The following is a 22,759-nucleotide window of genomic DNA, read 5'->3' as shown; positions in this document are numbered from 1 at the left end:
GCAAGCGGCGATTGTCAATCCGTGCGGTTTGAGCACAGGTGACAGGCCATCTGGATGGCTTTTCGGGCACCTTTCGGGCCCGGTGCAGCGCTGGACGCCGCGGTCGGGGCCGGTGGGAATCGGGTCAGTGCGGGCGCCCCGCGGGCAGGGACAGCAACCCGCCTGCCTGCCGCATGATGCGCCCGTCAAGTTCCAGGTCGACAAGGGCCGGGGCCGCGATCCGGGCCGGGACGGCCAGGTCGCGGATCAGCTGATCCTCGGTCACGGGCGAGGGGCCAAGCCGTGACAGGATCGCGCGGTGCAGGTCGATGGTGTCGTCGAAGTCCCGGGCCGGTGCGGCCTGTGGCGAAGTTTCGCGCACGGGGTCCTGCGGCGGCAGCTGCGGCCGTGTCGCACGGGTAGGACGGGCCGGCAGGGCCTCCAGTATATCGGTCACGTCGCGGATCAGGGTGGCGCCGTCGCGGATCAGCATATTGCACCCGGCGGCGCGCGCATCCATTGGGTGGCCGGGCACCGCCAGCACCTCTCGACCCTGGTCCAGCGCGTCGCGTGCGGTGATCAGGCTGCCGGACCGCGCCGCGGCTTCCACCACCACGACCGCCTGGGCGAGCCCGGAGATGATGCGGTTGCGCGCCGGGAAGTGCCGCGCCAGCGGGTTAAGCCCCATAGGCTGTTCCGACATGCAAAGCCCGCCATTCATGATCTGGTGCGCCAGGTCCGTGTTTTCCGGCGGATAAAGAACATCGACCCCGCCGGCCAGGACGGCGACGGTTCCGGTGTCCAGTGCGGCGGTATGGGCGGCCGTATCGATCCCGCGGGCCATGCCCGACACGACGACGAATCCGGCCTCTCCCAGCCCGCGGGCCAGGTCGCGCGCCATGCGCAGCCCCAGCGATGACGCGTTCCGTGCGCCCACAAGGGCCACCATCGGTGTCGACAGGATCGAGGTATCGCCCTTTACCCAAAGCGCCGGCGGCGCGTCGGGGATGTCTGTCAGGGCTGCGGGATAGTCAGGGTCGGAAAAGCACAAAAGCCGCGCTTTTGCGGCTTTTGCGGCCTTGAATTCGGCAATGATGACGCCAGCCGGACATATTTCATATCCTTCAATCCCAGCGTCCCGCGCCATTTCAGGCAACGCGGCCAGCGCGTTCTGCGCCGTGCCATGTTCCGCAATCAGCCGGTGGAACGTGCGCGCACCGACCTTGCGGGAGCGCAGCAGGCGAAGCCAGGAAAACCGATCTTCTTCCGTGGTGGGTGGGAGTGGGGGGTGAGTGGAAGAACTGTGGTTCTCAGTCATCCTTCGCTCCGCCTGTTGCACCCTTTGTTTAGCCCGGGACAGGTTAACGGGTGGTAAATTGGCGGCGGTTTTCAACGAATTCGCGAAAACTTCCCCATGAATCGCTTTATGCGTTTGATTTGGATCATATTTCTTCCGGACATCTTGCATATCCGGAAGGATGGGTCGGGCGCCGGCTGCGGAAAAATGACAATTCTATGCACGAATTCCGCAGGCAGGCCGGCGCCCGGGGCCGGGGGCCAGGTCCGGGCGACTCAGGCCGCGGACCCGCCCACGGTCAGCCCGTCGATGAGCACCGTGGGCTGGCCCACGCCCACGGGCACCCACTGACCCTGCTTGCCGCAATTGCCCATTCCGGGATCCAGCGCCATGTCGTTGCCCAGGCCGCGGATCTTCATCAGCGAGGTCGGGCCGTCGCCGATCAGCGTGGCGCCCTTGACCGGTGCGCCGACCTTGCCGTTCTTAACGCGGTACGCCTCGGTGCAGGAAAACACGAACTTGCCGTTGGTGATATCGACCTGACCGCCGCCGAAGCCCACGGCCCAGATGCCGTCCTTGATGTCCGCCACCAGATCGCCCGGGTTCGCGTCGCCGCCCAGCATCACCGTGTTGGTCATCCGCGGCATCGGCGGATGGGCATAGCTTTGGCGGCGGCCGTTGCCCGTGGGCTCGACCCCCATCAACCGTGCGTTCTGGCGGTCCTGCATGAACCCGGTCAGCACGCCGTCCTCGATCAGCACAGTCCGGTTCGAGGGCGTGCCCTCGTCATCCACGGTGATCGACCCGCGCCGGTCGGGGATGGTGCCGTCGTCGACGACGGTCACGCCCTTCGCGGCGACCTGCTGACCCATCAACCCGGCAAAGGCGGACGTGCCCTTGCGGTTGAAGTCGCCTTCCAGTCCGTGGCCCACGGCCTCGTGCAGCAGGATCCCCGGCCAGCCCGGCCCAAGCGCGATTTCCATGATGCCCGCCGGCGCCGGTTCGGCGCCCAGGTTCACCAGCGCGATGCGCAGCGCCTCCTGCGCCTTGGCCTGCCAGTCGGCGGGCTCGATCAGACCGTCCAGCGCCACGCGCCCGCCACCGCCGGCGGACCCGCCCTCGCGGCGGCCGTTTTCCTCGACGATGACCGACACGTTCACCCGGGTCATCGGCCGGCTGTCCACCGTCAGCGTTCCGTCGGGGCGCAGAATCGATACCTCCTGCAACCCCGCGGCCAGCGAGGCCGTCACCTGCACCACGCGCCTGTCCAGCCGGCGGGCATAGGCGTCGATCTCCGACAGCGTCTCGACCTTCACGGGGAAGGGGATGCCGGCATCCGGCGCTTCGCCGGAATAGAGCTTGCGGTTGGTCGCCCGCGGTGCATCGGCCAGCGTGCCGCCGCCGGCCCCCACGGCCAGGCGCGCAGTCTCGGCGGCCCGGCGCAGCGATGCGATGCTCATCTCGGTCGAATGCGCATATCCGGCCACCTCGCCCCGTACGGCGCGCAGACCGAAGCCTTCGCCCATGTCGTGGCTGGCGGTCTTCAGCCGTCCGTCGTCGAAGGTCAGCGCCTCGGACTGGCGGCGTTCGGCGAAGATCTCTCCGTCATCGGCGCCATTGGTCGCGTCCTGCAGCACCCGCAGGGCGTCATCCAGCGGCAGGGTGTCCTCGAAGGGGCGGAAGGGGGCGGCGGTATCGGACATGGGCGGAAAACTTTCGTTGCGGGCGCTTGGGTTGGGTCGCCGCGGGGGCGGCAAGCGTCTGTTTGACGCAAGCATATGTCTTTATCTGGTTCGCAGAATATGATTTCTACCTGCAACAAAGACAACGGTGCGCGCGCCGAAAGCGTGGCGTGCCAAAGCGTGGCGAAGCGATCCGCGGGCCAGGCCGACGCGAACGGGCTGAGGGAGCACGATGCGGCGCGGCGCACGGATCAGAATATGTGATCAACCGATCAGGAACCGAACATGAAGAATGTACTGACGCTTTCGGGGCTACTCGCTGCCCTCTCCGCTCTGCCCGCATGGGCGCAGGAAGGGCTGGAAGTGATCGGGCGGCCGCATAACGGCGGCACCGGGTTCCAGACGCCGGTGACCAAGATTGCCGAGGATCAGCAGTGGCTTGAAGGCATGATGATGGCCATCATGATCGCCATCTGCGTCCTGGTTGTCGGTCTGCTGGCGTGGATCGCCATTCGTTACAACCGGAAGTCCAACCCGAAGCCGGCATCGTTCACCCACAACACGCCGCTGGAAATGGTCTGGACGCTGGTTCCGATCGTGATTCTCGTCTTCATCGGCGCCTTCTCGCTGCCGGTCCTGTTCGAAGAGCAGGAAATCCCGGACGGCGACATCACCATCAAGGTGACCGGCAACCAGTGGTACTGGTCCTATGAATACGTGGACGAAGGTTTCGGCTTCGACAGCTACCTTCTGGCGCGCGAAGACCTGGAAAAGAACGGCTACCAGGACGACGAATACCTGCTGGCGACCGACACCGCCGTTGTGGTTCCGATCGGCAAGGTCATCGTGATGCAGGTCACCGGGTCGGACGTGATCCATTCCTGGGCGATGCCGGCCTTCGGCGTGAAGCAGGACGGTGTCCCGGGGCGCCTGGCACAGCTGTGGTTCGCAGCCGAGAAGGAAGGCATCTACTTCGGCCAGTGTTCGGAACTGTGCGGCAAGGACCACGCCTACATGCCGATCACCGTCAAGGTGGTCAGCGAGGAAGAGTATGCCAAGTGGCTGGCCAGCGCGAAGGAAGAATATGCCGGGATCCCGGCATCCTACGACGTGGCCGCGGCGGACTGACCCCGGCGCCGCACAGCAGTACAACGTGACGTGACGCCGGGGGATCAAAGCCTCCGGCGTTTGCCGCCTCTGAAAGACGTCGCCACCGCGCGGCGGTCAGGGGAAAAGGGGGGCCCGGACGGGACCTGACAGAAGGACGACGATGAGCGACATCGGCTACTCCAGCGCGCAGGCGCAATCGGCCGGCCGGCCGGTCGAGGCAGAGGCCTCGTTCGGCGACTATTTCGCGCTTTTGAAGCCGCGTGTGATGACGCTGGTCGTGTTCACGGCCTTTGTCGGCATGGTGGCGGCGCCGGTCCCGATTCACCCCTTCATCGGTTTCTGCGCGATTCTGTTCATCGCCCTGGGCGGCGGCGCCTCGGGCGCGCTGAACATGTGGTGGGACGCCGATATCGACGCGGTGATGAAGCGGACCCGCGGCCGGCCGATTCCCAAGGGCAACGTCCTGCCGCAAGAGGCGCTGGGCATCGGCCTGACCCTGTCGGGTCTGTCGGTCATGATGCTGGGCCTGGCCACCAACTGGCTGGCCGGCGCCATGCTGGCCTTCACCATCTTCTTCTACGTCGTCATCTACACCATGTGGCTGAAGCGGACGACGCCGCAGAACATTGTCATCGGCGGTGCCGCCGGGGCCTTCCCGCCTGTGATCGGCTGGCTGGCTGCGACCGGGTCGATGTCGGTCGAACCCTGGTTGATGTTCCTGCTGACGTTCATCTGGACGCCGCCGCATTTCTGGGCGCTGGCACTGTTCATGCGCTCGGACTACGACGATGCCGGCGTGCCGATGCTGACCGTGACCCATGGGCGCCGCGCGACGCGGATCCATATCCTGGTCTACACCGTGCTGATGGCCGTGCTGGCCATCGGCACCGCCTTCACCGCGGTCGGCGGCCCGATCTACCTGACCGTCGCCGTGGTGCTGAACGCCCTGTTCCTGGCCGGTGCTTTCCGGATCTGGCGCCGGGACGAAACCATGGCCGAGGCCGACAATTTCCGCGTGGAACGTCGGTTCTTCCGTCTGTCGCTGATCTTCCTGTTCGCTCATTTCGCGGCGATCATGGTCGAGGCACTGCTGAAGCCCTATGGGCTGGGAGGCTGGGGATGAGCTTTCGCGAACCTCATGAACTGCACCGCCGCCGCTTTGGCCGCAACCTTGGCGTGGGACTGGTGCTTGGCGCCTTTGTCGCGTTGGTTTTCGGGCTGACTGTGGTGAAGGTGACCAACACCGATTTCGGTATGGCACCGGTGCAGCAGGAGGCGAAATGAGGAACATGGATCCCAAGCAGAAGACGGTGGTGAAACTGGTGGGCGTCGTGGTCTTCATGGGCGCCATGGCCTGGGCTGCGGTGCCGGCCTACAACCTGTTCTGCAAGGTGACCGGTTTCGGCGGCACCCCGGCCGTGGCCGAGGCCGCCTCGTCCGAAGTGGTGGATCAGGAGATCACGATCCGCTTCGACGCATCGAAGGACCGGGGCATGCCCTGGGAGTTCCGGCCCATGGAACGGTCCATGAAGCTGAAGCTGGGCGAAACCGGACTGGCCTTCTACGAGGCGTACAACCCGACCGACCGGCCCGTCGCCGGTCAGGCCAGCTATAACGTCGTGCCCTATGCGGCCGGCGGCTATTTCACCAAGATCGAATGCTTCTGCTTCACCGAACAGGTGCTGCAGCCGGGCGAGCGGGTCGAGATGCCCGTGACATTTTACGTCGACCCCGACATCCTAAACGATCTGGACGGCAAGTTCGTTCACACGATAACGCTGTCCTATACTTTCCACGAGATCGACCTGCCCGAAAACCAGGCCGCGCTCGATCTGGAAGACAACGGATCCGGGACGCAGACGTCCCTGAACTGAACCAAAAAGAACCTGAACTGCGCCAAGAGGTGAGGGACATCCATGGCTCACGCTAAGAACCACGACTACCATATCATTGCGCCGTCGATGTGGCCCATGCTGGGCGGCATCTCGGCCTTCATCATGATGACGGGCGGCGTCCTTTGGATGCACGGCATCGACTGGTTCGTCTTCGCCATCGGCTTCATCGGTGTTCTCTACACCATGTTCGCCTGGTGGAGCGAGATGGCTGCAGAAGGCGAAAGCGCCGACAACACGCCCGTTGTGCGCCTGGGTCTGCGCTACGGCTTCATCCTGTTCATCATGTCCGAGGTGATGTTCTTCTTCGCGTGGTTCTGGTCGTTCTTCAAGCACGCCATCTACCCGATGTACGACTACCCGGGTACGGTCTATCACAAGATCCACTACCACTTTGCCGACCCGCTCAGCATTCCGCTGATGAACACGCTGCTGCTGCTGCTGTCGGGCTGTGCCGTGACCTGGGCGCACCATGCGCTGGTCCACAACAACGACCGCAAGTCGCTGGTGCAGGGGCTGGCCCTTGGCATCGCGCTGGGCATCGTCTTCACCGCTTTCCAGGCCTACGAATACCACCTGCTGCTGACCAAGGACGGCTGGACCTTCGGCGGCGACCAGTTCTATTCGAACTTCTTCATGGCGACCGGCTTCCACGGCCTGCACGTCCTGATCGGGACAATCTTCCTGATCACCTGCCTGATCCGTGCGATCAACGGCGCCTTCACGCCCGACAAGCACGGCGGCTTCGAAGCGGCGGCTTGGTACTGGCACTTCGTCGATGTCGTCTGGCTGTTCCTGTTCTTCGCAGTCTACCTGTGGGGCAGTGCGGTCATGCACTAAGCGGGGTCCCTCACCGCGAAAATCCAAGGCGCGCGGATCCCCGCGCGCCTTTTCCGTCCGACCTCCTGGAATCCTGCCATGCAACGCCTGTTCTTCATCGTGCTGTTCGGTCTTGTCGGAACCTCGATCCTTCTGCGGCTTGGTGTCTGGCAGGTGCAGCGGCTGGGCTGGAAGGAAAACATGCTGGCCGAGATCGAAAGCCGCATCTCGGCCGCGCCCGTGGCTGTCCCGGCGGCCCCGGACCCCGAGGCCGACCGCTATCTTCCCGTCACGGAGAAGGGCGAGGTCCTGGCGGGCGAGATTGACGTCTTCATCCCCGTGCAGGGTGGCGCGGCCTATCGCATCGTGGCCCCGTTCCGCACGGAAGACGGGCGCGTGCTGATGGTCGACCGGGGCATCGTGCCCGCGGGCGCGAAGAACGACATCCGGCCCGTTGGGCCGATGACCGTCACCGGAAACCTGGCCTGGCCGAACGAGGCCGACAAGTTCACGCCGGCCCCCGATACCGCCGGCAACATCTGGTATGCGCGCGACGTGCCGGCGATGGCGCAGGCACTGGGCACCGAACCCATCCTGATCGTTGCATCTTCGCCAACAGCTGCCGGGATTGAACCAGACCCTGTGGACACGGACGGCATACCGAACGATCACCTGAACTATGCGATCACCTGGTTCTCGCTTGCAGCGATCTGGGTGGCGATGACGGCATATTTCCTGTGGCAGACACGGGCCCGGCGGACAGACAAAGGCAAGGACCGATGAAGTACATCTCGACCCGCGGGCAGGCGCCCGAACTGAGCTTCGAGGAAGCGATGCTGACCGGGCTTGCCCGGGACGGCGGCCTGTACGTGCCGGCCGAGATCCCGGTGATGTCCCATGACGAAATCGCCGCGCTGTCGGGCCTTTCCTACGAGGAAACCGCCTTTCGCATCATGCGCCCCTTCGTCGGCGACACCTTCACGGACGACGAATTCGCCCAGATTATCGCCCGCGCCTATCACGGCTTCGAACACGAGGCCCGCGCGCCACTGGTGCAGCTGGCACCCAACCATTTCCTGCTGGAGCTGTTCCACGGGCCGACGCTGGCCTTCAAGGACTTCGCCATGCAGCTGATCGGCCAGATGTTCGACGTGGCCCTGAAGCGCCGGGGCGAGAGGGTGACCATCGTCGGCGCGACCTCGGGCGATACCGGCTCTGCCGCCATCGAAGCCTTCGCGGGGCTGGACGCGGTCGAGGTCTTCATCCTGTTCCCCGATGGCCGCGTGTCCGAAGTGCAGCGGCGCCAGATGACGACGCCCACGGCCACGAACGTCCATGCCCTATCGGTCACCGGCGATTTCGACGATTGCCAGGCCCGCGTGAAGGACATGTTCAACGACTTCGCCTTCCGGGACGATGTACGGCTGGCCGGCGTGAACTCGATCAACTGGGCGCGGGTGATGGCGCAGGTGGTCTATTACTTCACCTCGGCCGTCAGCCTGGGCGCGCCGCACCGCAAGGTCAGCTTCACGGTGCCCACCGGCAATTTCGGCGATGTCTTCGCGGGCGACATCGCCCGCCGCATGGGCCTGCCCATCGACAAGCTGGTGGTAGCCACCAACCAGAACGACATCCTGCACCGCTGCCTGACGGGCAGGGGCTATCACAAGGGCACCGTCCTGCCGTCGATCAGTCCGTCGATGGACATCCAGGTCAGCTCCAACTTCGAACGTGCCCTGTTCCTGGCCTATGACCGGGACGGCAAGGCCGTCAGCCAACTGATGGAGGACCTGCAGACCAAGGGCGGGTTCGACCTGTCGCAGGGCGTACTGGACGTGCTGCACGATAGCTATGCCTCGGGTCGCGCCAGCGAGGACGAGACTTCGGCCACGATCAGTGCCGCGCTGAAGGCTACCGGCGAACTGCTGTGCCCGCACTCCGCCGTGGCGGTGAAGGTCGCTTCTGAACTGCGGGTGCCGGAGGTGCCGATGATCACGCTGGCCACGGCCCATCCGGCCAAGTTCCCGGCGGCGGTCGAAGCGGCCGCGGGCGTGCATCCGCCTCTTCCCCCGCGGATGGCAGACCTGTATGACAGATCGGAACGGTTGACCCGGGTCGACAACGATCTTGGTGCCATCGAGACGCTTATCAGGGACCGGATTTCCGGGTGACGCCTACGTGACAGTACAGCAAGACCAACTCGCCAACGGATTTCGCATCGTCAGCGAGAACATGCCCGGCCTTCAATCCGCGGCCATCGGCATCTGGGTGACGGCGGGCGGCCGGCATGAACGCGTCGAACAGAACGGCATAGCTCATTTCCTTGAGCATATGGCCTTCAAGGGGACCGAGCGGCGCACCGCGCTGCAGATCGCCGAGGCCATCGAGGATGTGGGCGGCTATATCAACGCCTATACCAGCCGCGAGGTCACGGCGTATTACGCGCGTGTCCTGGAACAGGACGTTGCGCTGGCGCTGGACGTGATCGGCGACATCGTCCTGAACCCGGTCTTCGACAAGCGCGAGATTGAGGTCGAGCGCGGCGTGATCCTGCAGGAGATCGGCCAGGCCAACGACACGCCCGACGACGTGATCTTCGACTGGCTGCAGGAGGAAAGCTATCGCGACCAGCCGCTGGGCCGGCCGATTCTGGGCCCGTCCGAACGGGTCAGCGCCTTCAACCGCGAAGACCTGTCGACCTTCGTGTCGGAACATTACCGGCCCGAACGGATGATCCTGGCAGCAGCCGGCGCCGTGGATCACGATCAGCTGATGAAGATGGCGGAAGAAATGTTCGGCCACCTGAAGCCCGGCACCGAGAACGTGGTGATCCCGGCCCGCTTCACCGGCGGCGAATTCCGCCGCAACAAAAAGCTGGAACAGGCCCATTTCGCGCTGGCCTTCGAAAGCCCGGGCTACCGGGACGATGCGATCTATACCGCGCAGATCTATGCCAGCGCCCTGGGCGGCGGCATGTCGAGCCGCCTGTTCCAGGAAATCCGCGAAAGCCGCGGCCTGTGCTATACGATCTTTGCCCAGGCCGGCGCCTATGCCGATACGGGCACCACGACGATCTATGCCGGCACCTCGGCCGAACAGATCGGAGAGCTGGCCAACATCACCTTCGATGAAATGAAGCGCGCCGCATCCGACATGAGCCCGGAAGAAGTGGCCCGCGCCCGCGTCCAGATGAAGGCCGGCCTGCTGATGGGGCTGGAAAGCCCGTCGTCCCGCGCCGAACGTCTGGCGCGGCTGGTGCAGATCTGGGACCGCGTGCCGCCGCTGGAAGATACGATTGCCCGGATCGACGCGGTCACCACCGGCGATGTCCGGCATTTTGCCGAACATGTCGCGCAGGACGCGCCGGCAGCGCTGGCGTTGTACGGACCGATCAAGGGCGCGCCGACTCTCTCCGAACTGCAGGAGAGGCGTGCTGCCTGATGCTGCTGGCCAAACGGAAGCTGAGACTTGAGACCGAGCGTCTCACCCTCAGGCCGCCAATTCACTCCGACTATCGCGACTGGACGGCGCTGCGCCGCGAAAGCAAGGATTACCTGACGCCCTGGGAACCTGCCTGGGCGGCGGATCATCTTAGCCGGAAGGCGTTCACCAACCGGGTCTACTGGTCGCAACGGTCGGTCGCGGCCGGGACGGCGGTGCCGCTGTTCCTGATCCGACGGTCGGACGAGGCGCTGCTGGGCGCGATCACGCTGGACAATATCCGCCGCGGACCGGCCCAGGCCGGGACGCTGGGCTATTGGACCGGCCAGCGCTTTGCCCGCCAGGGCTATATGCGCGAGGCGATCGGGGCGGTGGTCCATTGCGCCTTCACAAGGCTCGATCTGTCGCGGATCGAGGCGGCCTGCCTGCCGGAAAACGCGGCCTCTCGCGGGCTCTTGGAACTGGCTGGGTTCAAGTACGAAGGGGTGGCGCAGTCCTATCTGCAGATCAACGGGCGCTGGCGGACCCATGTGCTTTATTCCGCGCTGCGGATGGACCGGCGCGGCCGCACCGACGCAGGCTAGGCCACGGCCCATGCGCATTTCCGGAGCGACGGGTCCGTACACGCGACCGTGACTGCCCGGGGCGCCGTTGTGCTTTGCGCCTTGGGGCACCGATTGTACCCTTCCCGGAAAACCCCGGGGAGTGTTGACGATGTATCGCCTGCTTCTTGCAGCCCTCGGCGTGCTGGCCGCGCCGGCCGTGGCGGACGCGCAGTCCAGACGTCCCAGCCATTGCATCGCCATTGCCGATGCGGCACCGGGGATCGAATATCTTTACAAGGCGGCCTGGACCGATCCGCTGCCCGACGACTACACCGTCCGGATCCACTACATCGCGCATGCGTCCTTCCTGATCCAGACGCCCGGCGGGTTGAACGCAGTGACGGACTATACCGGCTTCATCGGGACGACCCCGCTTGTGCCGGACGTGGTCACGATGAACCACGCCCATGATTCGCATTGGACCAATGCGCCCGATCCGGCGATCCCCCATGTCCTGCCCGGCTGGGGCCCCTTCGGCGAAGGCATCGACCACAACCTGGACCTAGGCGAAATGCTGGTCAGGAATGTAACGACAGACATCCGCTCGCCCTATGGCGGGGTCGAGGAGGACGGCAATTCCATCTTCGTCTTCGAGGTGGGGGGCCTGTGCATCGGCCATCTGGGCCACCTGCATCACGTGCCGAACGACCAGCAGTTCGCGGCGCTGGGGCGGCTGGACGTGGTGATTGCGCCGGTCGATGGCGGTATGACCATGCCTCTGCCGGAAATGGTGCAGGTGCTGCAGCGGCTGAGATCCTCGGTCGTGATCCCCAGCCACTGGTTTTCCTCCTACGCGCTGCGGCTGTTTCTGGACGGGATGGAGCAGGAGTTCGAGATCGACCTGACCGGGCGATCGGATTACGAGGTCTCGCTCCGGACTCTGCCCAGGCGGCCGACGGTGGTGGTGCTGATGCCGTCCTACCTGCGCGACTCCGACTGACAGGACTTGCCGGGGGGGCCGGGCTTCGGCATGCATTGCACATGAAACTGAAACCCGCCGATGCCACCTTTGCCGCTGCGCTGGAAACGCGTGTGGGCAAGGACGTGCTGCGCCCCGTCGAACCCCGCTACCTGGATGAACCCCGCGGCCACTATGCCGGTGCGGCCGGCCTCCTGGCGTTGCCGCGGACGGTCGAGGACGTGTCTGCCATCATAAAGGCGGCGGCCGGGGCGCGGGTGGGGGTGATCCCTTATGGCGGGGGCACGGGCCTTGTCGGTGCCCAGGTCGCACCCGAAGCGGCGGAATGTCCGTCGCCCCTGATCCTGTCGATGGAACGCATGACTGCCATCCGTGGCATCTTCCCGGAAGAGAACGTGCTGATCGCCGAGGCCGGGGCCATACTGGCCGACGTGCAGGCGGCGGCGCGGGACGCGGACCGGCTGTTCCCGCTGTCGCTGGCCGCCGAAGGGTCGGCCCGGATCGGTGGTAACCTGTCGACCAATGCCGGCGGCGTGAACGTCCTGCGCTATGGCACGGCGCGGGAACTGTGCCTGGGGCTGGAAGCCGTGCTGCCCGACGGATCGATCTGGCACGGGCTGCGGCGGCTACGGAAGGACAATACTGGCTATGACCTGCGCGATCTTCTGTGCGGGGCCGAAGGCACGCTGGGGGTGATCACCGCGGCCGCCCTGAAGCTGTCGCCGATCCCGGCCGAGATCGGGACGGCCGCGCTGGTCGTCCCGGATCCGCGTGCGGCGCTGGACCTTCTGTCGCTGGCCCGCGACCGGTTGGGCGAAATGGTGTCGACCTTCGAACTGATCCACCGGCAGGGGCTGGAATTCCTGTCGGAGAAGTTGCCGGAACTGCGTCAGCCCTTCGCGGAGCAGCCCGAATGGCAGGTTCTGATCGAGATCGGCCTGGCCCGCGGCATGGATCCTGTCGCGGCACTGGCCGACCTCTTCGAGGAAGCGGCGGAACGCGAGCTGGTGTCGGACGGTATCATCGCCCAGTCCGAGGCACAGCGGATGGACATCTGGAACGTCCGCGAGAACATCCCCGAGGCCAACCGCCTGATCGGCGCCATTGCCAGCCACGACATCGCCCTGCCGTTGTCGCGGGTGCCGGAATTCATCGACCGGATGCCCCAGCGGGCGGCGGCCATCGCGGACGTGCGGATCAACTGCTTCGGCCATCTGGGCGACGGGAACCTGCACTACAACTTCTTTCCCGTGCCGGGGCGCACCCGGGCCGACTATGCCGACCGGAAGCAGGCCCTGACCGAGGCGGTGCATGACCTGGTGGCCGAGATGGACGGATCGATCAGTGCCGAACACGGGATCGGTCGACTGAAGGTGGGGGAACTGGAACGCTATGGCGACCCGGTGAAACTGGCCGCGATGCGGGCGATCAAGGCCGCGCTGGACCCGGTGGGGATCATGAACCCCGGCGCGGTGCTGCGGGCCTGACCCGAGCACGGTTCCGCGGCCGCGTGACGGCAGATGCTGCAGAAAGACGGGTAGCGGCAGCCCTCCCGCCTGAACGGCGGGGGCGGGTCGGCCATTACCCGGCCTGTGGCCGGGTGGGACATCTGTTCGGCGTTTTTCTTTGACAGGGACCGAAGCTTAGTGTCCTTCGAAGGCGCACAGCGCGTGGACGTCCATGCCCATCGCTTCCAGCACCTTGCGGCCGCCCAGTTCGGGCAGCTCGATCACGAAGGCACAGCTGACGATCTCGCCGCCCAGCCGTTCGATCAACTGCACACCGGCCTCGGCCGTACCGCCGGTGGCCAGAAGGTCGTCGACCACCAGAACGCGCTCGCCCGGCTGGATCGCGTCGGAATGGATCTCCAGCACCGCCTCGCCATATTCCAGCTTGTATTCCTGGCTGACGGTCGCCGCCGGCAGCTTGCCCTTCTTGCGCACCGGCACGAAGCCCACGCTCAACTGGTGGGCGATTGCGCCGCCCAGAATGAAGCCGCGGGCCTCCAGCCCTGCGACCTTGTCGATCCGCATGCCCGCATAGGGGTGCAGCAGCTGGTCGATGGCCATGCGGAACCCGCGCGCATCGCCGAACAGCGTGGTCACGTCGCGGAACATGATACCTTCATGCGGGAAGTCTACGATGGTCCGCACGTAGTCCCGGACAGAGGTCGGTTTGGTCATGGCGCCGCTACCCTTGCAATCTGAGGCCCGCACGGGTGTGACACATGCGCTGCATGCAGGCAAGCATGCTGCACCGGCCAGAACGGCACCGAAGAAAAACGCATTCCGCTCAAGGCCTTTTCTGTATATTCAAAGGCTGTGCCACCATTGCCCGAGCGCTATCGACATTGACTTCCAATTCTATATCAACTCGGCCACAGCCTTTGGCGCCCGACCAGGACAGCAGTGACGTGACCAAGAAAGACGTGAAATCCGGCAAGAAGAACAGCCAGCTGGTTCTTCGGCTCGACAAGTCCGAACGGGATGCCTTCGTCGATCTCTGCAAGGAGATGGACACGAGCGCGGCCCGGGAAATCCGGGCCTTCATTCGCAGCTTCCTTAAGAAGAACGGCAAGAAGTAGCGCCGTGCCCGGGTGCCGTTGTCAGGCGTTAAGCACCCGCCCCGCAACCGCATCCAGTTTCGCCAGCAGCGCCGGGTCCCGCTTGTCCGGGGCCGTCAGGATGGCAAAGTCCAGCGCGCGGTCGCAGCCATGGGGGCAGGGCGCCCGTTCGGCGTCCAGAAGCTGCGGCAGACCGGCGACCAGCGCACGGCCCTTTTCGGCGTTGCCCGTCAGCGTGGCCACGATCGTGTTGATGTCGACCGCCCCGTGATCCGGGTGCCAGCTGTCGAAATCGGTGATCATCGCGACTGAAGCATAGCAAAGCTCTGCCTCACGGGCCAATTTGGCTTCGGGCATGTTGGTCATGCCGATCACGTCGGCGCCCCAGCTTTCCCGGTACATCTTGGATTCCGCGATGGACGAGAACTGCGGCCCCTCCATCGCCAGATAGGTGCCGCCCTTGTGGACGGTTATGCCGGCGGCCAGCGCAGCGGTAGCGCAGGCCTCGCTCAGGCGGGGGCAGGTCGGGTGCGCGACGCTGACATGGGCCACGCATCCTGTGCCGAAAAAGCTCTTTTCCCGCGCGAAGGTGCGGTCGATGAACTGGTCGACGATGACGAAATCGCCCGGCGCCATCTCCTCGCGGAAGGACCCGCAGGCGGAAATGCTGACCACGTCGGTCACGCCCAGCCGCTTCAGCGCGTCGATATTGGCGCGGTAGGGCACAGTGGTCGGGCTGTAGACATGGCCGCGGCCATGGCGGGGCAGGAAGACCATCTTCATGCCATTCAGCCGGCCCACCAGCAGAAGGTCCGACGGTGTGCCCCAGGGGCTCTGAACTTCGGTCCAGGTCGCGCCTTCCAGTCCGTCGATGTCATAGACACCCGACCCGCCGATCACACCGATCACGGTTTCCGTCATGCTGGCCTCCATCAGACCCGGTTACTTCTTCTGTTTCTCCTGATCCGCCCTGGCCTCGTCCGGCCGCGTGATCGAGAAGGTTTCGCTGACCTTGGTATAGTCGCGATAGCCAAGGCGGGACAACGGCTGGAAGGTCAGGATGTCGAAGATCCCGTCCCGCAGGCAGTCGTCGCGCAGGTGAACGCCCACCACCTCGGCCAGGACGACCTGGTTGGCGTCGCCCAGCGTGTCGATGATGTGGGTCATCCGGCATTCCAGCGATGCCGGCACACCTTCGACGCGGGGGCAGTCGATGACCGAACAGGCGGCTTTGGTCACGCCCGCGATCTCGAATTCGTCTACGTCCTTGGGCAGGGTTTCCGAACTGCGGTTCATCGCGTCGCGCATGGCGTATTCGACGATGTTCACGCAGAAGACGCCGGTCTCGCGGATATTGGCGACGGTGTCCTTGGTGTGGTCCTGATCGCCCTTGGCGCTGGTATTGCCGAAGGCGATCTGGGGCGGGACATAGGACATTGCCGTGAAGAAGGAATAGGGCGCCAGGTTCGCGACACCGTTCCTGTCCTGGGTGGAAATCCAGGCAATGGGCCGGGGCGTCACGATGGCGTTGAACGGGTTATGCGGCAGTCCGTGTCCGTCTTCGGGCCGATAGAACATGTGGCAACTCCTGCTGTTTGCCCAAGGGGTAGCGCCATGATAGGGCGGACGCCACCGCAAAGGACGACGCTGGAAAGAAGGCAGGCCACCGTTGGCATTTCAGATGGAAACCAAGGCCGACTGGTGGGAGGTCGAGGCACTTTACGATACCTGTTTCGCACCGGGGCGCGAGGCGCTTTCCTCGTACCGGTTGCGCGATGGCGTTCCGCCGGTGGCGCGGCTGTGCCGCCTGTCCCGGGACGAAACGGGGCAGGTCGCCGGTGCGATCCGCTATTGGCCGATTCGGGCCGGCGGTGTGCCGGCCCTGCTTCTGGGCCCTGTTGCCGTCCACCCGACCCACCAGTCCGAAGGGTTGGGCGGCGCGCTGATCATCGACAGTCTGGCCATCGCTCAGGACGACGGGTGGGAGCGCGTGATGCTGGTGGGCGATGCGCCATACTACAGCCGGTTCGGCTTCACCCGGCTGGCCGATGTCACCATGCCGCCGCCGACGAACCCCGACCGGGTGCTGGGCCATGAACTGGTGCCGGGGGCGTGGAAGGGTATCGCGGGGCCGGTCGAACGCTGGGCCTGACACGGCCCCGCCATTGATCCCACGGCCGGACGCCCCAAGTAAAAGGGCAGGAGAGAAACCATGTCCCAGGCCCTGATCCAAAGACCGGAAGTCAACGACGCCCTTGTCCAGTCGCAACTGGCCTTGCTGGCCGACCGATATCGTGGCGCGTCCGGGCCGGGCCTTCTGATGTTGAACGCGCTTGGCCTGAAGGCCGAGACGCTGATCGACCGATTGCCCGACGGCGTGCGCGACCGGATGGGCGCGATCACCGAGGCCGCGCTGCGCAGTTCGATGAAAGCCGCGCATTTCAGCCGACGCGCCGTTCCGGACAAGTCGCCCCGCACCAATGCTCTGGCCGCTGCCGCCATGGGCGCTGCCGGCGGCATCGGTGGCCTCTCCACCGCCCTGATCGAGCTTCCGGCCACGACCACGATGTTCCTGCGCTCCATCCAGGGGGTGGCCGTACAGCACGGCTTCGACCCCGCCTCCGAGGCGGTTCAGTTCGACTGTGTCCGGATCCTGGCAGATGCCGGCCCCCTGGCCGAGGACGACGGTGCCGATGCCGGCTTCTATTCCGCGCGTCTGACATTGACCGGATCGGCGGTTCAATCCCTGGTCTCGCGCGTGCTGCCGCGGTTTTCCGAAGCCATGGGTCGCAAACTGGCGACCCGCACCGTGCCGGTGCTGGGGGCAGCGACCGGGGCGGCCACGAACTTCATCTACGCCCGCTACTATCAGGAGATGGCGCATGTGGGCTTTGCCCTGCGACGCCTGTCCATAGAAGCCGATATTTCGCACAGCGAAATTGTGGATAACTTCGTGGACAAGCTGAGGGCATCTTCGCGCTGACCCCTTAATTGCCTGTTCCAGAGCTCTGAAATCGCCGGTGGATCTTTTTCGGGCAGTGTTCGAACGTTTCGGTCGTTCACGGGAACAAAACTGTGCGGAATTCGTTACTTGACCAGGTTGCCGCTGGCCGACAACTATACATTTACTTTATTTTTACCGAGTATGGTGCACTGAGTTTGAAGATGGGTAACGAAGACCCCGTGAAGGTCAGAACTGAAATGCCGACGACGAATTCCACACAGTTCTCTGCCCTCTGCTATCGGATGGTGAGAGGCAAGCCCGAGGTTCTGCTGGTCACCTCCCGGGGGACCGGCCGATGGATTCTGCCCAAGGGCTGGCCGATGGAAGATCGGTCGCCCGCCGAAACTGCACAACAGGAAGCCTGGGAAGAGGCGGGCGTCAAAGGCAAGGTTCATGACGAAAGCCTGGGCAGCTTCGATTACGTGAAGGACCAGGGCGAGGCCGATATCCAGTGCCGGATTTCCGTCTATCCGCTGAAGGTCCAGAAGATGTCGGACGATTACCCGGAAGAAGGCCAGCGCCGCCGCAAATGGTTTTCGCTTCGCAAGGCCGCCGAGAAGGTGGGCGAAAAGCAGCTGCGCCGCATCCTGAAGAATTTCGATCCGACCTCGCGCAGCTGACAGCGCGTCACGCCCTGCGGAGATCTTGACCGGCGCCGGACCGTGGATATCTATTGGAGTGTCCTTTGAAACGGCCGGTGATCGGCCTTCTTCCGGGGCGATCCCGCTGGAGTGGACAATGATCCGATACGCCCTGAAGTGCAGCCAAGGCCATGATTTCGAAAGCTGGTTCCAGTCGGCTTCGGCTTTCGACAAGCTGCTTGGGGCCGGGCTGGTCGAATGCAGCATGTGCGGCGACAGCAATGTGACCAAGGCGTTGATGGCGCCGTCCGTCTCGGCCCCCAAGAAAGAGGCTGCCAAGCCCCGGCGCGACCTGGCCGAGCCGCAATCCGAGATGGAGAAGGCGATCGCAGAACTGCGCCGCGAGGTGGAAAAAAACTCGGAATACGTGGGGCTGAGCTTCGCGGACGAAGCGCGTGCCATGCACGAGGGTGAGACCCCGCACCGGTCGATTTATGGCGAGGCGCGCCATGACGAGGCGCGCAAACTGATCGAGGATGGCGTGCCCGTCGCCCCCTTGCCCTTCATGCCGACGCGAAAGGCAAACTGACCATGCAGACCCTGATCACGGGCGCCAACCGGGGGATCGGTGCGGCGCTGGCGCGGACCTGTGCCGCGAACGGTCATTCCGTGCTGGGCACCGCCCGCGACGGATCCTGCGATTTCACGCTGGACGTGGCCAATCCGGCCGCCTTCGCGACCTTCGCGGAAGAAGTCGAAACCCGCCTGGGCGAGACCGGTGTGGACCTGCTGGTCTGCAATGCGGGCATCTACCTGGACAAGGGGCAGCCGTTGCAGGGCGGCTTTCCCGGGCAGATGTGGGCCGATACGTTTGCGGTGAACGTGACCGGCGTCTTCCTGACCGTGCAGGCGCTGCTGCCGGCGCTGCGGCGGGCAGGGGGCGCACGGATCGCCATCATCTCCTCCGCCATGGGCTCTGACCAGCGGGCGCCGGGCGGCAGCTATATCTATCGCGCGTCCAAGGCTGCGGCGCTGAACCTGGGCCGGAATCTGGCGCAGGACCTGAAAGCCGAAGGCATTTCCGTCGGGATCTACCATCCCGGTTGGGTGCGAACCGACATGGGCGGCAGCAGTGCCGATATCACGGTCGATCAGGCCGCGACCGGGCTTTTCGACCGGTTCGCGGCGCTGGGCCCCGAGACGACAGGCTGTTTCCAGACCTGGGACGGCACGCCCGTCCCCTTCTGACACTCCTTGCACCCCGGGTGGGTTGGGCGTAAACGGCCCCGGTATTTTCGACCAAGCTAAGGCCAAGACCATGCCCGTTCTCGTCATGAAATTCGGTGGCACTTCCGTTGCCAATCTCGACCGGATTCGGCGGGCGGCGAAACGCGTGGGCGTCGAGGTGGCCAAGGGCTATGACGTCATCGTCATCGTCTCGGCCATGTCCGGCAAGACGAACGAGCTTGTGGGCTGGGTGAACGAGACGTCGCCCCTGTTCGATGCGCGGGAATACGATGCCGTCGTATCGTCGGGCGAGAACGTGACCGCCGGGCTGATGGCGCTGACGCTTCAGGAAATGGACGTGCCGGCGCGCAGCTGGCAGGGCTGGCAGGTGCCGGTGAAGACGACGTCCGCCCATTCGGTCGCCCGGATCGAGGAGATCGGCACCGAAGGCATCACGACCAAGTTCGCCGAAGGCATGCGCGTGGCCGTCGTGGCCGGTTTCCAGGGCGTGTCGGCCGAAGGTCGCATCACCACGCTGGGACGGGGCGGCAGCGACACGACCGCGGTGGCCTTTGCCGCCGCCTTCGGTGCGGAACGCTGTGACATCTACACCGATGTCGACGGCGTCTACACCACAGATCCGCGGATCTGCGCCAAGGCCCGCAAGCTGGACCGTATCGCCTTCGAGGAGATGCTGGAACTGGCCTCGCTGGGCGCCAAGGTGCTGCAGACCCGGTCCGTCGAACTGGCAATGCGTTACAAAGTGAAGCTGCGGGTGCTCTCCAGCTTCGAGGAACCGTCCGACACCGCGGGGACGCTGGTCTGCGACGAGGAGGAAATCATGGAATCCAAGGTTGTGGCTGGCGTGGCCTTTTCGCGCGAGGAAGCGAAGCTGACCCTGATCGGCGTGGACGACCGGCCCGGCGTGGCGGCTTCGATCTTCGGGACGCTGTCGGATGCCGGTGTGCTGGTCGACATGATCGTCCAGAACATCGCCGAGGACGAACGCACCGACATGACCTTCTCGTGCCCCACCAACGAGGTGAAGCGCGCCGAACACGCGCTGGACAAGGCCCGCGCCGATGGCGTCCTGGGCTATGCCGACCTGGTGGTCGATGACGGGGTGGCGAAGGTGTCGGTCGTGGGGATCGGCATGCGCTCGCAATCGGGCGTGGCTGCCAAAATGTTCCGCGTGTTGAGCCAGGAAGGCATCAACATCAAGGTCATCACGACCTCGGAGATCAAGATTTCCGTGCTCATCGATCGGAAATACATGGAACTTGCAGTGCAGGCCCTGCATGATGCCTTCGAACTGGAGCGCGCGGACTAGGGTTATCGGCACCGCGCCCCACCGAACGACAGTGAGGGGCTTTTCAGCGCCGTGACACCGGATCGTTTCGAGACCGAAAGCCGCAAGCTTCTGCGGCGGCTGCGCGACGTCATGGCGAGCGAGGCCGCCGGCCAGGCGCGGCTGGACATGATCACGCATCTGATCGCGGACAGCATGGGGACCGAGGTGTGCTCGGTCTACCTGTTCCGCGACGAGGATACGCTGGAACTTTGTGCAACCGAGGGCCTGAAGCCGGAGGCGGTGCACAAGACCCGCATGCGGCTGGGCGAGGGCCTGGTGGGCCGGGTCGCGCGGACCGGTTCCGCGGTGAACACGCCGAATGCGCCGGCGGAACCCAATTTCCGTTACATGCCGGAGACGGGCGAGGAACGTTATTCCTCGTTCCTGGGCATCCCGATCCAGCGCCTGGGGCAGGTGCTGGGCGTGCTGGTCGTCCAGTCCCGCGATGCGCGGACCTATTCCGCGGACGAGGTCTATGGTCTGGAAGTGGTGGCCATGGTCATCGCCGAGATGACCGAGCTGGGCGCCTTCGTGGGCGAGGAAAAGGCGCTGGCACGCCTGCACCAGCAATCGGTCATGATCAAGGGGACTGCGGCGCAGGAAGGGGCCGCCGAAGGTCATGTATGGCTGCACGAACCCCGCGTGGTTGTGACGAACCCGGTGGCCGAGGACCCCACGCGCGAGACCGAGCGGCTGCATACGGCGGTCGAACGTCTGCGTGGTGATGTCGACCGGATGCTGGAAATGGCCGGCACCACCGACAAGGACCACCGTCAGGTTCTGGAAACCTATCGGATGTTCGCCAATTCCAAGGGCTGGATCCGGCGGATGGAAGGCGACATCAGCCGCGGCCTGAGTGCCGAAGCGGCGGTGGAAAAGGAACAGTCCGAGGCGCGGACGCGCATGATGCGGGTGGCGGATGCCTATCTGCGGGAACGGCTGTCCGACCTTGACGACCTGTCGAACCGGCTGTTGCGGCTGCTGACCGGGCAGGGCCAGGCGACGGGGGCCGAGATGCCGGGCGACCCGATCCTGATCGCGCGGAACATCGGCCCGGGCGAATTGCTGGAGTACGGGCGGACCCTGCGCGGCATCGTGCTGGAAGACGGATCGGTCGGCAGCCATGCCGCCGTGATCGCCCGCGCGCTGGCGATCCCGCTGATCGTCCACGCCGAACGCATCACGACCGAGGCCCTGAACGGCGATCACATCCTGGTCGACGGCGACCGGGGCGCCGCGCATCTGCGCCCCGACGAGACGGTGGCGACCGCCTTCCGCGACAAGATCGCGATGCAGGCCCAGGCGCAGAAGCGCTATTCCTCGATCCGGCACGAACCGGCGGTGACGCGGGACGGACAGCGCGTGACGCTGATGATGAATGCGGGCCTGATGGCGGATCTGCCGTCGCTGGACAGTTCGGGGGCAGAAGGTGTGGGCCTGTTTCGGACCGAACTGCAGTTCCTGGTCCGCAACCAGATGCCCCGCCGGTCGGAACTGTCGGCGCTTTATGCGCGTGTACTGGAATCGGCGGGCGGCAAGCGGGTCGTGTTCCGGACGCTGGACATCGGGTCGGACAAGGTCCTGCCCTATATGAAGGCCACCGACGAACCGAACCCGGCGCTGGGCTGGCGGGCGATCCGCGTGGGGCTCGACAAGCCGGGAGTGCTGCGGATGCAGCTGCAGGCGCTGCTGCGCGCAGCCGCTGGCGGGCCGCTGACGATCATGTTCCCCTTCGTCGCCCAGTTCGAGGAATACCGCGCCGCCAAGGCCGAGGTCGACAAGGCCATCGAACGAGAGAAGATCCTGGGCCACCCGCTGCCGTCCTCTCTGGAGGTCGGCGCGATGCTGGAGACGCCCTCGCTGGCCTTTGCGCCGCAGAAGTTCTTTGACGAGGTCGGGTTCCTGTCGATCGGCGGCAACGATCTGAAGCAGTTCTTCTTTGCCGCCGACCGTGAGAACGAGCGGGTGCGCCGGCGCTACGACACGCTGAACGTCAGTTTCCTGGGCATTCTGGAACAGATCGTGCGCCGCTGCGAGGAGAGCGACACGCCGCTGAGCTTCTGCGGCGAGGATGCGGGCCGGCCGCTGGAGGCCCTGTGCCTGGCTGCCATCGGGCTGCGGACGCTGTCGATGCGCCCGGCCTCCATCGGTCCGGTGAAAAGCCTGCTGCTGCGGTCGGATCTGGGACAGGTGGCGGATATCATTGCCGAGGCCCGGGAAACGGGCGAACAATCGGTGCGGCCGGCGATCCTGAAATATCTGCGGGATACGGACTGATCGCATTGCGCC

At 65.1% G+C, this 22,759-nt stretch carries 24 protein-coding genes; 19 read left to right on the top strand and 5 right to left on the bottom strand.

Going from position 1 to position 22,759, the window contains the following annotated elements; genetic code table 11:
- Positions 1 to 124: 124 nt before the first annotated feature.
- Both dprA and tldD read right to left on the bottom strand, forming a co-directional pair.
- On the bottom strand, positions 125 to 1,297 hold the full coding sequence (gene dprA, locus FQK05_RS16535; RefSeq protein WP_158968837.1) for a DNA-processing protein DprA: 1,173 nt from the start codon (positions 1,295 to 1,297) through the stop codon (positions 125 to 127).
- Between the two features lie 254 nt (positions 1,298 to 1,551).
- Positions 1,552 to 2,979, bottom strand: coding sequence for a metalloprotease TldD (gene tldD, locus FQK05_RS16530; protein ID WP_158968835.1), 1,428 nt, complete (start codon positions 2,977 to 2,979; stop codon positions 1,552 to 1,554).
- A gap of 264 nt (positions 2,980 to 3,243) precedes the next feature.
- On the opposite strand from tldD, the gene coxB reads away from it, so the two are divergent.
- The 11 genes from coxB (at position 3,244) to FQK05_RS16480 (ending at position 13,231) form a co-directional block, all read left to right on the top strand.
- On the top strand, positions 3,244 to 4,086 hold the full coding sequence (coxB, locus tag FQK05_RS16525) for a cytochrome c oxidase subunit II (RefSeq protein ID WP_158968833.1): 843 nt from the start codon (positions 3,244 to 3,246) through the stop codon (positions 4,084 to 4,086).
- Between the two features lie 142 nt (positions 4,087 to 4,228).
- Entirely contained in the window at positions 4,229 to 5,191 is a 963-nt protein-coding gene (gene cyoE / locus FQK05_RS16520; protein ID WP_158968831.1) for a heme o synthase, read from the top strand.
- Entirely contained in the window at positions 5,188 to 5,352 is a 165-nt protein-coding gene (locus tag FQK05_RS25910; RefSeq protein WP_199252694.1) for a hypothetical protein, read from the top strand. Before cyoE ends, FQK05_RS25910 begins: the two co-directional genes overlap by 4 nt.
- The gene (locus tag FQK05_RS16515) at positions 5,349 to 5,942 is read left to right on the top strand and encodes a cytochrome c oxidase assembly protein (RefSeq protein WP_233270545.1); all 594 of its coding nucleotides are present in this window, start codon (positions 5,349 to 5,351) and stop codon (positions 5,940 to 5,942) included. Before FQK05_RS25910 ends, FQK05_RS16515 begins: the two co-directional genes overlap by 4 nt.
- Positions 5,943 to 5,984: 42 nt before the next feature.
- Positions 5,985 to 6,800 carry a cytochrome c oxidase subunit 3 gene (locus FQK05_RS16510; protein ID WP_158968829.1) on the top strand — a complete coding sequence of 272 codons (816 nt, stop codon included), beginning with the start codon at positions 5,985 to 5,987 and terminating at the stop codon, positions 6,798 to 6,800.
- A 78-nt stretch (positions 6,801 to 6,878) separates the two neighbouring features.
- Entirely contained in the window at positions 6,879 to 7,562 is a 684-nt protein-coding gene (locus FQK05_RS16505; protein WP_158968827.1) for an SURF1 family protein, read from the top strand.
- Positions 7,559 to 8,950, top strand: coding sequence for a threonine synthase (gene thrC, locus FQK05_RS16500; protein ID WP_158968825.1), 1,392 nt, complete (start codon positions 7,559 to 7,561; stop codon positions 8,948 to 8,950). Before FQK05_RS16505 ends, thrC begins: the two co-directional genes overlap by 4 nt.
- Positions 8,951 to 8,957: 7 nt before the next feature.
- The gene (locus FQK05_RS16495) at positions 8,958 to 10,220 is read left to right on the top strand and encodes a M16 family metallopeptidase (protein WP_158968823.1); all 1,263 of its coding nucleotides are present in this window, start codon (positions 8,958 to 8,960) and stop codon (positions 10,218 to 10,220) included.
- Complete coding sequence (locus FQK05_RS16490; RefSeq protein ID WP_158968821.1) at positions 10,220 to 10,804, top strand: GNAT family N-acetyltransferase; 585 nt, start codon at positions 10,220 to 10,222, stop codon at positions 10,802 to 10,804. The genes FQK05_RS16495 and FQK05_RS16490 overlap by 1 nt, the downstream gene beginning before the upstream one ends.
- A 130-nt stretch (positions 10,805 to 10,934) precedes the next feature.
- Positions 10,935 to 11,765 carry an MBL fold metallo-hydrolase gene (locus tag FQK05_RS16485; RefSeq protein ID WP_158968819.1) on the top strand — a complete coding sequence of 277 codons (831 nt, stop codon included), beginning with the start codon at positions 10,935 to 10,937 and terminating at the stop codon, positions 11,763 to 11,765.
- 41 nt (positions 11,766 to 11,806) lie between these two features.
- Positions 11,807 to 13,231, top strand: coding sequence for an FAD-binding oxidoreductase (locus FQK05_RS16480; protein WP_158968817.1), 1,425 nt, complete (start codon positions 11,807 to 11,809; stop codon positions 13,229 to 13,231).
- A gap of 156 nt (positions 13,232 to 13,387) precedes the next feature.
- On the opposite strand, the gene FQK05_RS16475 is transcribed toward FQK05_RS16480, so the two are convergent.
- Positions 13,388 to 13,927 (bottom strand): adenine phosphoribosyltransferase, encoded by a 540-nt coding sequence (locus FQK05_RS16475; protein ID WP_158968815.1) that lies wholly within the window; start codon positions 13,925 to 13,927, stop codon positions 13,388 to 13,390.
- A 230-nt stretch (positions 13,928 to 14,157) separates the two neighbouring features.
- Here FQK05_RS16475 and FQK05_RS25905 point away from each other — a divergent pair, with 230 nt between their 5' ends.
- On the top strand, positions 14,158 to 14,328 hold the full coding sequence (locus FQK05_RS25905; RefSeq protein WP_199252693.1) for a hypothetical protein: 171 nt from the start codon (positions 14,158 to 14,160) through the stop codon (positions 14,326 to 14,328).
- A gap of 21 nt (positions 14,329 to 14,349) precedes the next feature.
- Here FQK05_RS25905 and FQK05_RS16470 read toward each other — a convergent pair whose 3' ends face one another.
- Together FQK05_RS16470 and FQK05_RS16465 are read right to left on the bottom strand one after the other, a co-directional pair.
- Positions 14,350 to 15,228, bottom strand: a complete 879-nt coding sequence (locus FQK05_RS16470) for an S-methyl-5'-thioadenosine phosphorylase (protein ID WP_158968813.1) — start codon at positions 15,226 to 15,228, stop codon at positions 14,350 to 14,352.
- Positions 15,229 to 15,249: 21 nt separating this feature from the next.
- Positions 15,250 to 15,885: a flavin reductase family protein gene (locus FQK05_RS16465; RefSeq protein WP_158968811.1), complete on the bottom strand. Its 636-nt coding sequence runs from the start codon at positions 15,883 to 15,885 to the stop codon at positions 15,250 to 15,252.
- Between the two features lie 103 nt (positions 15,886 to 15,988).
- Here FQK05_RS16465 and FQK05_RS16460 point away from each other — a divergent pair, with 103 nt between their 5' ends.
- The 7 genes from FQK05_RS16460 (at position 15,989) to ptsP (ending at position 22,747) form a co-directional block, all read left to right on the top strand.
- A complete protein-coding gene (locus FQK05_RS16460; protein ID WP_158969251.1) occupies positions 15,989 to 16,459 on the top strand; it encodes a GNAT family N-acetyltransferase in 471 nt (156 codons plus the stop codon).
- A gap of 60 nt (positions 16,460 to 16,519) precedes the next feature.
- A complete protein-coding gene (locus tag FQK05_RS16455) occupies positions 16,520 to 17,290 on the top strand; it encodes an EcsC family protein (RefSeq protein WP_158968809.1) in 771 nt (256 codons plus the stop codon).
- 200 nt (positions 17,291 to 17,490) lie between these two features.
- A complete protein-coding gene (locus FQK05_RS16450) occupies positions 17,491 to 17,931 on the top strand; it encodes an NUDIX hydrolase (RefSeq protein WP_233270544.1) in 441 nt (146 codons plus the stop codon).
- A gap of 118 nt (positions 17,932 to 18,049) precedes the next feature.
- Positions 18,050 to 18,481, top strand: coding sequence for a DUF1178 family protein (locus tag FQK05_RS16445; protein WP_158968807.1), 432 nt, complete (start codon positions 18,050 to 18,052; stop codon positions 18,479 to 18,481).
- 2 nt (positions 18,482 to 18,483) lie between these two features.
- Entirely contained in the window at positions 18,484 to 19,140 is a 657-nt protein-coding gene (locus FQK05_RS16440; protein WP_158968805.1) for an SDR family oxidoreductase, read from the top strand.
- A gap of 70 nt (positions 19,141 to 19,210) precedes the next feature.
- Positions 19,211 to 20,449, top strand: a complete 1,239-nt coding sequence (locus tag FQK05_RS16435; RefSeq protein ID WP_158968803.1) for an aspartate kinase — start codon at positions 19,211 to 19,213, stop codon at positions 20,447 to 20,449.
- Positions 20,450 to 20,560: 111 nt separating this feature from the next.
- Positions 20,561 to 22,747: a phosphoenolpyruvate--protein phosphotransferase gene (ptsP, locus tag FQK05_RS16430; RefSeq protein WP_158969247.1), complete on the top strand. Its 2,187-nt coding sequence runs from the start codon at positions 20,561 to 20,563 to the stop codon at positions 22,745 to 22,747.
- Positions 22,748 to 22,759: the final 12 nt, after the last annotated feature.

It is taken from the genome of Chachezhania sediminis, from assembly GCF_009765275.1.
Taxonomy (GTDB): Bacteria; Pseudomonadota; Alphaproteobacteria; order Rhodobacterales; family Rhodobacteraceae; genus Chachezhania; species Chachezhania sediminis.
Note: the sequence above shows the minus strand (reverse complement) of the source record. Positions and strands in the feature narration are given on the sequence as shown.